At 48.9% G+C, this 12,299-nt stretch carries 18 protein-coding genes; all 18 read right to left on the bottom strand.

Translation table 11 applies throughout. The features are described 5' to 3' along the window. Positions 1 to 19: 19 nt before the first annotated feature. Complete coding sequence (folD, locus tag FB479_RS11065; protein WP_142065040.1) at positions 20 to 874, bottom strand: bifunctional methylenetetrahydrofolate dehydrogenase/methenyltetrahydrofolate cyclohydrolase FolD; 855 nt, start codon at positions 872 to 874, stop codon at positions 20 to 22. Positions 875 to 962: 88 nt separating this feature from the next. Then, complete coding sequence (locus FB479_RS11060; protein WP_106652924.1) at positions 963 to 1,925, bottom strand: tRNA (adenosine(37)-N6)-threonylcarbamoyltransferase complex transferase subunit TsaD; 963 nt, start codon at positions 1,923 to 1,925, stop codon at positions 963 to 965. Positions 1,926 to 1,943: 18 nt separating this feature from the next. Next, on the bottom strand, positions 1,944 to 2,348 hold the full coding sequence (gene nusB / locus FB479_RS11055) for a transcription antitermination factor NusB (protein ID WP_088907127.1): 405 nt from the start codon (positions 2,346 to 2,348) through the stop codon (positions 1,944 to 1,946). Positions 2,349 to 2,395: 47 nt separating this feature from the next. Continuing rightward, the gene (locus FB479_RS11050) at positions 2,396 to 2,608 is read right to left on the bottom strand and encodes a DUF2273 domain-containing protein (RefSeq protein WP_106652922.1); all 213 of its coding nucleotides are present in this window, start codon (positions 2,606 to 2,608) and stop codon (positions 2,396 to 2,398) included. Between the two features lie 12 nt (positions 2,609 to 2,620). Further along, entirely contained in the window at positions 2,621 to 3,178 is a 558-nt protein-coding gene (amaP, locus tag FB479_RS11045; protein WP_106652921.1) for an alkaline shock response membrane anchor protein AmaP, read from the bottom strand. Positions 3,179 to 3,330: 152 nt separating this feature from the next. Next, the gene (locus FB479_RS11040; RefSeq protein ID WP_106652920.1) at positions 3,331 to 3,747 is read right to left on the bottom strand and encodes an Asp23/Gls24 family envelope stress response protein; all 417 of its coding nucleotides are present in this window, start codon (positions 3,745 to 3,747) and stop codon (positions 3,331 to 3,333) included. A gap of 69 nt (positions 3,748 to 3,816) precedes the next feature. Then, on the bottom strand, positions 3,817 to 5,172 hold the full coding sequence (gene accC / locus FB479_RS11035; RefSeq protein WP_142065037.1) for an acetyl-CoA carboxylase biotin carboxylase subunit: 1,356 nt from the start codon (positions 5,170 to 5,172) through the stop codon (positions 3,817 to 3,819). Between the two features lie 16 nt (positions 5,173 to 5,188). Then, on the bottom strand, positions 5,189 to 5,686 hold the full coding sequence (accB, locus tag FB479_RS11030; RefSeq protein WP_106653151.1) for an acetyl-CoA carboxylase biotin carboxyl carrier protein: 498 nt from the start codon (positions 5,684 to 5,686) through the stop codon (positions 5,189 to 5,191). A 207-nt stretch (positions 5,687 to 5,893) separates the two neighbouring features. After that, positions 5,894 to 6,568, bottom strand: coding sequence for a SpoIIIAH-like family protein (locus FB479_RS11025; RefSeq protein WP_142065034.1), 675 nt, complete (start codon positions 6,566 to 6,568; stop codon positions 5,894 to 5,896). 13 nt (positions 6,569 to 6,581) lie between these two features. Then, positions 6,582 to 7,277, bottom strand: coding sequence for a stage III sporulation protein AG (gene spoIIIAG, locus FB479_RS11020; protein WP_142065031.1), 696 nt, complete (start codon positions 7,275 to 7,277; stop codon positions 6,582 to 6,584). A 31-nt stretch (positions 7,278 to 7,308) separates the two neighbouring features. Continuing rightward, entirely contained in the window at positions 7,309 to 7,986 is a 678-nt protein-coding gene (spoIIIAF, locus tag FB479_RS11015) for a stage III sporulation protein AF (RefSeq protein WP_142065028.1), read from the bottom strand. Positions 7,987 to 7,994: 8 nt separating this feature from the next. Continuing rightward, positions 7,995 to 9,191: a stage III sporulation protein AE gene (spoIIIAE, locus tag FB479_RS11010; RefSeq protein ID WP_106652915.1), complete on the bottom strand. Its 1,197-nt coding sequence runs from the start codon at positions 9,189 to 9,191 to the stop codon at positions 7,995 to 7,997. Positions 9,192 to 9,207: 16 nt separating this feature from the next. Then, complete coding sequence (gene spoIIIAD, locus FB479_RS11005) at positions 9,208 to 9,597, bottom strand: stage III sporulation protein AD (protein ID WP_016739903.1); 390 nt, start codon at positions 9,595 to 9,597, stop codon at positions 9,208 to 9,210. 13 nt (positions 9,598 to 9,610) lie between these two features. After that, positions 9,611 to 9,814, bottom strand: coding sequence for a stage III sporulation protein AC (gene spoIIIAC, locus FB479_RS11000; protein WP_007725726.1), 204 nt, complete (start codon positions 9,812 to 9,814; stop codon positions 9,611 to 9,613). Between the two features lie 16 nt (positions 9,815 to 9,830). Then, positions 9,831 to 10,349, bottom strand: coding sequence for a stage III sporulation protein SpoIIIAB (gene spoIIIAB, locus FB479_RS10995; RefSeq protein WP_142065025.1), 519 nt, complete (start codon positions 10,347 to 10,349; stop codon positions 9,831 to 9,833). Then, the gene (gene spoIIIAA / locus FB479_RS10990) at positions 10,337 to 11,299 is read right to left on the bottom strand and encodes a stage III sporulation protein AA (protein ID WP_142065022.1); all 963 of its coding nucleotides are present in this window, start codon (positions 11,297 to 11,299) and stop codon (positions 10,337 to 10,339) included. Before spoIIIAA ends, spoIIIAB begins: the two co-directional genes overlap by 13 nt. A 138-nt stretch (positions 11,300 to 11,437) precedes the next feature. Beyond that, entirely contained in the window at positions 11,438 to 11,923 is a 486-nt protein-coding gene (locus tag FB479_RS10985) for a CD1247 N-terminal domain-containing protein (protein WP_106652913.1), read from the bottom strand. Positions 11,924 to 12,002: 79 nt separating this feature from the next. Beyond that, on the bottom strand, positions 12,003 to 12,266 hold the full coding sequence (locus FB479_RS10980) for a YqhV family protein (protein ID WP_007725730.1): 264 nt from the start codon (positions 12,264 to 12,266) through the stop codon (positions 12,003 to 12,005). Between the last annotated feature and the right edge of the window lie 33 nt (positions 12,267 to 12,299).

The following is a 12,299-nucleotide window of genomic DNA, read 5'->3' as shown; positions in this document are numbered from 1 at the left end:
ATAAGTTGCCGATTTTCTTCTATTGTTTTGCTTGCTTTTTTGCTGCCGCAACGGTATTTTTCAGCAGCATCGTAATCGTCATCGGGCCAACACCGCCTGGAACAGGTGTTAAAAAGCTAGCCACTTCTTTGACTTCGTCGAACTTGACATCTCCAACCAGCTTACCCGTTTCGATGCGATTCACACCTACGTCAATGACGACAGCGCCCGGTTTGACATGTTCCTTGCCGATCATATGAGCCCTACCGGTTGCTACGACGAGGATGTCTGCCTTTTGCGTGTATTCCTCGAGATTTTGTGTACGAGAATGACACATGGTTACCGTAGCATTTTCCTGTTGCAGTAGCAATGAGACCGGCTTACCAACGATGTTGCTTCGTCCGATCACCACGGCATGTTTACCTGCCATTGGGGTGCCTGTGCGCTTGATCAATTCAATAACCCCGTGCGGCGTGCAAGGAAGCATCGTATCATTTCCCAATACCATGTTTCCTACACTAATCGGATGGAAACCGTCCACATCTTTTTCAGGTGCTATGGCTTCAATTACCGCATGCTCTGAAATATGAGCAGGAAGAGGAAGCTGAACCAAAATCCCATTAACGTTCGGATTTTCGTTCAACTGTTGAATGATAACCAACAACTCTTCCTCTGTGATGTCAGCGTCCTTCATAATAATCTCGGATGAAATACCGACTTCCTCGCAGCCTTTTGCTTTCCCACGTACATAGGAGTGAGAAGCTGGGTCGTCCCCCACAATGACAACAGTCAACCCCGGTACGATCCCTTGCTTTTTCAATTCAGCTACTTCGTTCGCCAATTCGGCCCGAATACTCTGTGCTACTTCTTTTCCCTGAAGAATGGTTGCAGCCATGGAGAAAATGCCTCCTTTATCAACGTCGATACGTTAAGTGTACCGATTTCCCCCTCAGCTGTAAAGCCGAATTATAAAAAGTTCGCATTTATTTAATGTTCGTCTTTTGCTTCATCCACCCCAACATAGCGACTCCATAGGCATTATCACCGGAGTAAACGGGGTCACAGAAGTACAGCTTCGCCTTCACAGCAGGGTGTTCCAGGCGTTTGATCAGCCGCTCGCGTATGTAATAATTAGCAGCTACTCCTCCAACAATCAAGATGTCCTTCGGGTAGCCTTGCTCTACTGCATGGCGCAATGACTTCTCCAGTGTATTGGCAATGCATTGCTCTGTCGCCCGCGCAATCTCAGCAGGGCTCGTACTGCCCTTCTCCACTTCCCGCAAAAGCGATGCTTCTGGACCAGAAAAACTAAAGGAAAGCCCGTCAACCGCTGAAGAAATCCGAAACCCGCCTGTTGAGTCCTTGGCTAACTGTTCCAACGCGGGACCGGCAGGAAAGGACAGTCCGAGTGCCACACCAATACGATCGACCAGTTGACCTGCGTGCAGATCGATCGTCCCACCGATTTTCTCAATGGCATAACCGGCTGTATGACGCTCGCACAACAACAACTCGCTGGTGCCGCCAGACAAATGCACAGCCAAAAAGCGATCCTCTGTCGGACGCACCTCAGCGGTATATTCCCCCGCCGCGATATGTCCCTCTTGATGAGTCGTCAAGTGCAGGGGAACCCGCAAATAAGTCGCCAACGATTTCGCCAAGCCCTCGCCTACCTTAAATACAGGCATATAAGATCCGTCTTGCGGACGCGGCTTCTCGCTCACGCAAATCGCTGCAATCTCGTAATCCTTCCACTTCATCTCTTCACTTAATTCCGGCAGGTTCATCACATGCTGAAAGACGGCTTCGGATTGTTGCAGTCCGCGCTTGCCCTCCTTTACTTTCAGAAGGCGTTTTGCTTCTGCGACAATTCGGCCGTCTTCCTCAGCCAAGCACAGTGATGTCCGGTAATTGCTCGTGTCGATTCCCAACATTACCTTACTCATGCTTGTATCTCCTACCTGTTACGCCTGCTTGGTTTCACGTGATTGCAAGAAGCTCGACAACACACCGTTAATGTATCGGTGGGACTGCTCGTCGCTAAAGAGCTTCGCGATTTCAATCGCTTCGTTCATCACGACTTTGTCAGGAGTGTCTTGCTCGAACATGATCTCGTAAAACGCCAGACGAAGAATAGCTCGATCTACATTGGCGATGCGTTCCAATTGCCATCCACGCAGATACTTCTTGATTTCTGAATCAATCTCAGTCAAGTTCTTCAATACACCATCGAGGAGATAACGCAAATACTGTGCATTTTCCTCGGATTCTTCCATGACGAGGGCAACCGCATCCGTTAGCGGAACCTCTGCCATATCGATTTGGAAAAGACATTGGACTACTTTTTCTCGTGCTGTTCTTCGTTTCATACCATTCATTCACCTACTAATTAAAATGAGCTCGGACTTTCCTTCTATCACCGAAACTTGCCTGGCAAAATCTTGTCGAGTATTTCACGCAAGTCTTCTTTATGATCGAGCTTGCGACCAATATAATACCCGGTCCCGACAAACACAACAAAAACCAGTGTATCCCAAAATCCCACGAGAAGGTAGATGATGCCTAAAAAAAGTCCGGCCAAAACCCCCATTAGCTTCCCCTTGTGTTCCCACATTAACTCCCGCACCATTTACTTCACCTTCTATTCCACCCGTTTACGAGCCGCGTAGTTTTCCTGCTGAGCTACTTCCGTCACGACAATGGCTACCTCAGAAATGACAACACCAGCAATCCCTTCGACTTGCTCCTTCACGTCAGCCTGTAGCTTCTGTGTCAGTTCAGGCAATGGCGTCTCTCCATCTACTGAAACACGCAGGGTGATAATATTGCCGCTCTCGAGTGCTTTGACTGTCGTTTTCATATCGCGCACTCCTTTAACACGGCGCGCTGCACGCTCAGCAATGGTCTGGATCGTCTGAATCGTAATGTTAACCTCACCCAAATCACTGCGCTGACGGATTCCCCGTTCTACTTTAGGCTTGTTAGAGCGGAAAGAACTGAAAAAGAAGCGAAGGCTAACTACGAGGAAAATGATCGCGACAATGAGATAGGTGATGTTCGTACCCGCCAGCACCTGATCCACGTATGGACGGAAAAAATCTTGCGGGATCAATCCGCTGGTCGCTGCTATCGCGATGCAGGACAAAACAATGAGCGCAAAGCTGTAAATCGTCAAGATAAAGCGGTCAAACAAGTTCACAAGCACCTCTCCTTTCAGCCATGTTTGAAAAAGGAGACAAACACGGCACGCTCCAGAAAACTCCATGAATTTACGCGGAAAGCCTAAACAAAATCAGGTTTTCAAATGAGGAAAATGCCCCCTGTTCGTAGGGGGCATCCATCCGCTGCTTGTTAGCGCACGCGCTGGTGTTCTTCGACCGGTACTGGTGCCGGCGCTTTTTCTTCTGCTTTCAACTCAACATCAACGATATGTACGTTTACTTCAACTACTGAAAGACCTGTCATGCTCTCAATCGCATTTCGTACACTATCTTGAATATTTCGAGCGACTTCCGGGATGCGATGTCCGTATTTAACAATGATCGAAACATCCACCGCTGCTTCGCGGGAGCCAACCTCTACACGCACACCACGTGCTATATTTTTACGGCCTAAACGTTCAGCTATTTCTCCTACGAAACCGCCGCTCATTTGCGCCACACCTTCTACTTCGGACGCAGCCATGCCGGCGATCACTTCCAACACTTCGGGAGCGATCTGGACCTTACCAAGCTCTGTTCTATCTAAATCTGGAGTAAACTCTTCCATGCTTCGCACCTCCCTTTAATTTGTAATTCATTATACCAAGCACACCGTATTTTTACAAATCAGCCCTACTTACTCTTCATCCAGGTTCAAGTCGTAGGTTTCCAAGAATTTCGTATCGAAATTCCCGCTGACAAATACTTCGTGCTCCAATACCTTCAAATGGAATGGAATCGTTGTCGTAATACCCTCTATGACGAATTCGCTCAAGGCACGCTTCATACGGTCAATCGCTTCGTTACGATCCTTGCCCCACACAATCAGCTTGGCGATCATAGAGTCGTAGTAGGGCGGAATGGAATATCCCGCATACACTGCACTGTCTACGCGCACACCAAAGCCGCCTGGCGCCAAATATTCCGTGATACGACCTGGCGAAGGCATGAAGTTTTTCGCAGGATTCTCAGCATTAATGCGGCATTCAATAGCCCAGCCATCCAGTTGGATATCCTCTTGCGTAAAGGACAATGGTTGACCTGCCGCTACGGTCAGCTGCTCCTTGATCAGGTCAAAGCCAGTCACCAGCTCGGTTACAGGGTGCTCTACCTGAATACGTGTATTCATTTCCATGAAGTAGAATTGTCCGTGTTTGTCCAGCAAAAACTCGACAGTGCCCGCACCGTGATAGGAAACGGCCTTTGCCGCCGCAACCGCAGCTTCACCCATTTGTCGGCGCAGCTCTTCACTCAATGCTGGAGATGGCGCTTCCTCGATCAGCTTTTGGTGACGACGTTGGATGGAGCAGTCGCGCTCACCGAGGTATACGGCATTGCCATGCTTGTCTGCCATGATTTGAATTTCCACATGGCGCGGGCCTTCCACGAACTTCTCCAAGTATACCCCTGGATTGCCAAAAGCCGTTTTTGCCTCGTTTTGCGCCTGACGGATCGCTTTTTCCAAATCTGCGTCGTCTACAGCTACACGCATTCCGCGTCCGCCGCCACCCGCTGTCGCTTTGACCATGACAGGATAGCCAATCTCGTTTGCGGTGACTACAGCGTCAGCCACATCTTCGATCAGGCCTTCCGTACCTGGTACAGTAGGTACACCTGCCGTTTTCATCGTATCCTTCGCTGTGGACTTGTCCCCCATCTTCACAATTGCTTCTGGGTCTGGACCGATAAAGGCAATGTTGCAGGCGGTACAAATCTCGGCAAAGTCGGCGTTTTCCGCCAAGAAGCCATAACCAGGATGGATGGCGTCTGCCCCTACCTTGGTCGCTACACTCATGATGTTTGCTATATTCAAATAGCTTTCCTTGGATGCCTTTGGACCAATACAGTAGGCTTCGTCGGCCAGCTTCACATGAAGCGCTTCACGATCCGCTTCGGAGTAGACGGCGACCGTACGAATGCCCAACTCGCGGCATGCCCGGATAATACGCACGGCAATCTCTCCGCGATTGGCAATCAATACTTTTTGAAACATTCCGCTCTCCCCCACCTTATTCTGGCTTCACCAAAAACAATGCTTGGCCATACTCAACCAATTGGCCGTCTTCTACGAGCACTTTCACGATCTCGCCGCTTACTTCTGCTTCGATTTCGTTAAAGAGTTTCATGGCTTCCACGATGCAAACGACTTTGCTCGCAGTTACTTTGTCACCAGCTTGTACGTAAGGCGGCTTGCCTGGTTCTGGTGCGCTATAGAAAGTCCCTACCATTGGAGATACAATCTTGTGGAGATTTGCTTCATCCGATGCTTGTACAGCTGCTTTCGGAGCTTCTGCTGCGACTGGCGCTGCTGCGGCAACTGGCTGAGCCGGGATATGTGCTACTGGTGCTGCAACAGGAGCTTGAACCGCTGGTTGCGTGACGACAATCGTTTCCGTACCATTGGATTTTTTCAGAGACACCTTGGCACCTTCTGTTTCCAAGTTAAATTCTTGAATGGATGATTGATCAATTAACTTAATGATTTCGCGGATTTCATGCATTTTCATTACGAACAAGCACTCCTTCTTTTCTTTCAATAGAGGTTCGTGGAGTCCATTATGTATCCTTTTGGCAAACCATAAATCCATGGTAGCCTGTTGCCTATACCACGTCAAGAAAGGATTTCCCCGCTTCTTTTCCAACAGAAGCGAGAAAATCCTTACCATCATGCCCGTTTCCCTTGTCCCTTATAACGGGGGGCACAACCTAGTTTCTTAGGAAGACTTGTATTCAACGATAATGTTAGTGGCTGGGAGATTCAAGTGTTGCTTCACACTTGCGATGATCTCTACTACTTCATTTGCGCTTAATTTATCTTTTTGTACAATGACTGTCGCCTTGTCATTTTTGACGGTAACTACCGCATCCTGGTAACCACTCGCCTTGAGCATTTCTTCTGCAGTCATCGTAGCACTTTCCATATTGGACAATTCTTCAAACTTGGCCATCGCTTCTGCTACTGCCTGTGGAGAGGAATCCGTGCTGTTTACGATCGCAAGCTGTTCGTCTTTTTGTTGCTGCAGCATGGCTTCGCGTTTCATTTTGTATCCTTGGAAGATTTCACTCGCCGTTTCTGCAACTGGGACAACCGTGTTCGTTGCTGCTGGTTTCGCTTCCGGCGCAGCAGGAGTTTTGGATTCCTGCGTACCACTTTTACCGTCTACCGGAGTTTCCTTTGGAGCTTGATCGACAGGAGTTGCTTGTGGTGCGTGATCTACTTGCTTGGATTCAACAACCACACCGGAAATTTGTTCTTGTTTCTGGACGGCTTGCTCTTGTCCTGATGTTGGGACCTGTTCTTGCGGCCCCTTCACCAAGTAATATCCGGAGAGCACAACCATGACAGCAAGCATTGTCAACAACCATACCGTTTGCTTTCGCAGAATCATTCGCCATTACCTCCTACCCTTTTTTGGGCAATATGGATATTTTATAAGCGGGAACATCCAAAACCTTTTGAACGGCTTCAGTGATCCACGCTTTAACCTGGATGTTATCGGCCCCTTTAGCGACTACCAGGACCCCGCGGACTTGCGGCTTCAGTGTCTTCACGATGACGGGTGCATCTTGCTTCCCACCTTGTACGATGACGACCTGCTCATCTCGTGACTGGTCATTTTGATTGCGGGTTGCCTTTTCTTTGTCCATTTCCTGATTGGTTGAGGAACGAATGTTGCGGTTTTTTTCCACAACCAGCTCTGGTGTTGATTCCAGATTGACCATGACCTCCACTTCGCCTACGCCGACAACAGAAGCGAGAATATCGCGTAGCTGCGTCTCGTAAATGTTTTCGTATTCGGCAATGACATCGGTAGTCGGTGATCCCCCCAGCACCCGGGAAGTTGCATCGCCTCCAGGGGGACCTGGCGCCTCACTCCCTATATCTCCAAATCCGAGTGGCTGATCTTTTTCCACTCTGAGGAAATCCGTCAAAATCATAATGGCTACGCCAATTCCCAATATGACGATGAAATAATGCAGCGGCTTTAGTTTTTGGTTTTTGCCCTTGCTCCCCACTGCGATTTTCTTTTCTTCCTGCATCGTCTCGCCTTGTTGCTTCATGAACAGCGTTTTCAGCTTTTCCCATAATTGGTTCATTGTTTTCACCTCACTTCACTAACGGTATCCGCTACTGTTTTTCTCTTTCTTTCGATTCGTCCGTGATGACAACCTGACTCTTCGAAAGCCCCCACTCTTTGGCGACATCGTTTGTGATTTGCGCGTAAAGTGGATTGTCATGATGAGCTGTTGCTGCCATATCTGATTTGGGATCAGGTTGTATTTCAATTGGTTCGCCAATCGTAATCTCAACAGGCTGGATAGGTTTAATCGGTTCAATCGTGCTCTGCCCTTTTTGCTCTTCCTTGTTCGTGTCACCGACTACCAGCTCGATTCGCTCAAGGGTTGGCTTTTCCGGATTTTGCTGATTGACGGTAATCGTGACATCTTCGACAGTTACGCCGTACTGCTCTTTGACACTGGCTTTTACTGAGGACGCTACCTGTGACTGGACGTAAGCGGTCATCTGTTGGTTTTGTTGACCGAGCAGCTTGTCAGTGATGCGTTTCCACTCTGCCGAAGCAGGCTTGTTCAGCTCTTGTTGGTAGCGATCCAGACGAAAGGCCAAATCTTCCTGCGAGAGGCTGAACAGACTAAACACAGGAGAAATGATCGTCAGCAAAAGAATCAAGCCCATCACCATTTTTACGTAGCGTTGCAGTGTCGTATTGGGCAGGATCAGATCGAGGAAGGCAGCCAAAAGGACGAGCAGGATAATTTTTTTCAACCACAGTGTTAACCACGTCATCTCATCACCTACCGAACCATCATGGAGATGTTGCCCGCTGCAATAATGATCGTAATCGCCAGAAAGAACATCAAGCCAACCGTCGCCAAAGCAGCGAAGACGAACATAAGACTTTTCCCAATCGTACCTAACGCACTGATGATTGGGCTGTTTCCAAGCGGTTGGAGTACGGCAGATGACAGATTATAGATGAGTGCCAGTACCAGTATCTTCAAAGCCGGAAACGCGCATAGCATGATCAGGATCAAAACTCCCGCCAAGCCAACGGCATTTTTGACCAGTAGCGAGGCATTGAGTACGGTATCTGCCGCATCGGAGAACACACGACCAACTATCGGGATGAAATTGCCCGTGATGTATTTCGCTGTTCGGAGAGTGACCCCGTCCGCAACGGCTGAAGTCGCTCCTTGTATGGAGATGATGGCGAGAAAGATCGTCAGAAATGACCCAAGGACACCCATTGCAATATTGCGTAGCAAGGTCGCTAACTGCGTGACTTTGTACCTCTCTGAAAACAGGCTAACGATAGAGAGCATCGCTGAGAGAAACAGAAGCGGGAACACGACGTAAGAGATTATCATGCCGCTGGTGTTGATCATGAAAATAATCAGCGGGTGAAACATTGTGGCCGATGCCAGATTCCCTACCGAAGCAAGCAGCGCGATGACGAGCGGGATCATGGCCAGCATGAAATCAGACATGTTCGCGATTGCGTCTTTGGCATAGGTAATGGCGACGTGAAAGCTGTTGATCGCAAGTACCATCAAGACGAGATAAGTAATCGAGTAGGCCACTGTCGATACCGCATTGCGTTCAAAAGCGTTCTGCATCGTTTCGAGAATCATCGCAAAGACCGTAATGATAATGATAGAGCTGAGCAGCTTGCCATTCATCAAAATCTCATGAAAGATGAATTTTCCTATTCCTTGCAGGACTCCTGAAATACTGAAGTCACCTTCCTGCATGAGGATTTGGATAAAGCCTTCCGATTTCAAATCGGGCAAGTACCCTTTATAGTCTCGCTGCAACTGCTGCCAATACTGATCGACTCGGTCTAGCTGCAAGTGATCGACCTGTTGTTGCACGATTTGATTGATCGGTCCGGCTGCAGGTGCAACAGCGGGTGTCACAGCAGCAGACACAGATACCGGAAACAAGACAAGGAGCAAGAACCAGAACAGAATCAGCTTGCAAGTGTGTGCCATGGACATCCCACCTCCCTTATGCCGGCAACAAGTCGATCACTGTTTCGATAATGATTTGGATGATCGGTACAGCCATAACCAGTATGAGGACTTTTCCAGCGAGCTCGATTTTCGAAGCAATCGCACCTTGTCCAGCATCTCGGGTCATCTGTGCACCGAATTCAGCGATGTAGGCAATTCCGATGATTTTTAGAATCGTTTCCAGAAACACAAGGTTCAGATCTGCTTGAACCGCCAATCTTTCCAAAATCCGAATGACATCTGCTATTTTTCCGACGAGAAAGTAAAAGATGATGACTCCGCTCGCGATCGCCAGCAAAAAGGCGAACATCGGCTTCTGTTCCTTAATGACTAGCGCGAGAATCGTAGCCACCAGTCCTAGTCCGACAATTTGTACAATCTCCATCTGGAGCCCCTCCTCAGTTGAACAGGAAGACGCGTTTTACCTCAGAGAACAAGTCACCGATGTAATGGGACACCATGTACAGGACAATGATGAATCCGACCAGAGTTGCCCAATGCGCTATATCTTCCTTGCCCGCCTGCTTCAGGACCGTATGCAGGATGGCTGTAATGAACCCTACTGCTCCTATCTGGAAAACAGGTGTCAAATCAAAATCCACTGTGAACACCTCGCCTTTAGAACATCAGGATGACGACCAAGAGTCCACCTAAAAAGCCCAAACTCTTGTACATTTTTTCGTACTTTTCCTGTTCTGCCCGAGCCTCCTCTTCCAGCCCTCGCAGGTGGGTGACAGCTAGGCGCAAATGCTTTTGTTGGTCTTCCCGATCGGATGATCCGAGTACCTGACCTAGACTCTCAAGCACCTCTCGTTCTTGTCTGCGCAAGGCGGTTTGAGTCCAGAGTCTATTCATTGCTTGTTGCAAGGCTTCCTCAGCCGAATGCGCCTTTTCTGTCTGCAGGAATTCAGCGGCCAGAAGAAATACTTTCCCTACCTCTTGGGAGACGCGATGACCGACCTTCACAAACGCCCGCTGTAATGGGGTCATCCCGAACACGATTTCCGTTTCGAGCATTTGCAGAGCAACGAGCAGAGCCCGAAGCTGAACGGGACGATTCGCGTAATATTTGCCGATCTGCCAACCAACCATCGACGCCGAAAACAGGATGAGTACGGCTCCCATCAGCTTGACCATGCAACCTTCTCCCTTTCCACCACGTTCATGCTTTGATCATAGATGGCCTGGATTGTTCCGACACCTTTTGCACGGCTGAGTACGATATAGCGGGAAAAGGCTCCATAGCGAATCAGCTTGCCCAGCATGGGGCGTTCGGCTACTTCCTTGACGCTCGCTCCATGAGCCGAGCAAATGACGGCTACGCCTGCATGAATCGCTTCCCAGACTGCGTCGCCATCCTCCGCTCTCCCCACCTCGTCCACAATCAGAACATCAGGAGACATGGAACGAATCAGCATCATCATCCCTGCAGCTTTTGGGCAAGCATCAAGCACATCCGTTCGTGGACCGACGTCGCGTTGAGGAACTCCTTGCAAGCATCCCGCCAGCTCAGAACGCTCGTCCACAATTCCTACCTTGCGACTTGAAGACCACTCGCTCCCGTAGCTGATGGTTCGTGCCATATCACGTAGCAAGGTTGTCTTCCCGCACTGGGGTGGGGAGATGAGCAGCGTGTTCAGCAATTTGCCATCCTCAAACAAATACGGCATGACCTTCCTGGCCGCGCCTTTTTTCTCGCGGGCAATCCGGATGTTGAAGCTGGTCACATCTCTGATTCCCTTCACTTCTCCTTTGTCCAGCACCACTTTCCCAGCAATGCCAATGCGATGACCGCCAACCACCGTGATGTAACCCCTTTTCAACTCTTCTTCCAAGGCATAGAGAGAATGCTGGCTAACCTGATTTAAGAGCCTTGCAGCCTCTTCTGCTGAAAACAGCCATCCTTGCGCGGGTATCGAGGTGATTTGCCCCGACAGTGTCACATAGCTAGATTGTTGGCCAAACCGGACTTCTAGCGGCTGGTTTTGCCGAAGCCGAATCTCTTCCAAATTCTCTCTTACCGCGATAGGAAGGGCCGTCAAAATCGTGCGTAAAGTTGCTGGCAAAATCGCCAAGATCTCATTCATCAGGTACCCTCCTTTTGCAGCATTCTGTCTTTGTCCACTTTGACTTACCTCCATCCTATGCAGAGATGGACGAGATTTATGCAAAAAAAATAGCTTGCTCTCGTGCTAGAACGCGAGTGCAAGCTTTTCCTGTTGGGATCATCGATTATCCGTTTTCTTGTGATCCACCGGCTCTATTACATAGTGTCTAAAACCTTCCTCATCTTTGCCCTCATACAGATAGATTTCTTTTTGGCAGCTAGGGCATGCGAACTCGTAGGTCGTATCGAGATGGGGATCTACTTGTCCTTCAAACATTTGTGCGTCTTCATCATCATCCAAATCGTAGAAAGTCGCGTACTCGTCTTCATCGTCCTCGTCCTCACAATCGACAACCGTTTCGTACAAGTCATCATCATCTTCAAAAAGGTAGAGCTCAATGTCCTCTAAGTCTTCATCCAAGGCCTCTACATAATCCTCTGCCTCTTCCACTCGCGCATGAAGCTCTCTTAGCTGACCCTGCACCTCATTTAGAATCTCAATCATCTCTACCAACATTTTTCCTTCGGAGCTCTTCTCACCCACTTCCAACCCATCTGCCAACCCTTGCAAGTATGCGATTCGATTCGCCAATGATTCTGGCATCCACATTCCCTCCCATCCAATCTCTCCCACATATCGTTCCCCATCGTGATGACATTTACCAATGGAAGGAAATGGATAATCATTTGCGGACGCCAATCAAGATGCAGGAGATCCCCACCAAAATCCAAGCAATTTTGGCAAAGCTAACCCGATCCGACATGCCTAATAAACCGATTGTCGTAGTGGTGATCAAGATGATTGGCCCGACGATTGCAAGACCTGAATTAATGAGCAGAGCTTTTTCGACCTGGTTCACTTTCAAAATGAGCAAAGCTGCAATGATCTCGATACTGCCTGAGAAGACCCTAAGTGCCGCCATACCCATAATTGCTTTTTCCAACATACCGTCTCGTCCTCCCCTCCTTTCACTCTATGC

It is taken from the genome of Brevibacillus sp. AG162 (assembly GCF_006715575.1).
In the GTDB taxonomy this organism is placed as follows: domain Bacteria; phylum Bacillota; class Bacilli; order Brevibacillales; family Brevibacillaceae; genus Brevibacillus; species Brevibacillus brevis.
This window is presented reverse-complemented; position numbering and strand designations above follow the sequence as displayed.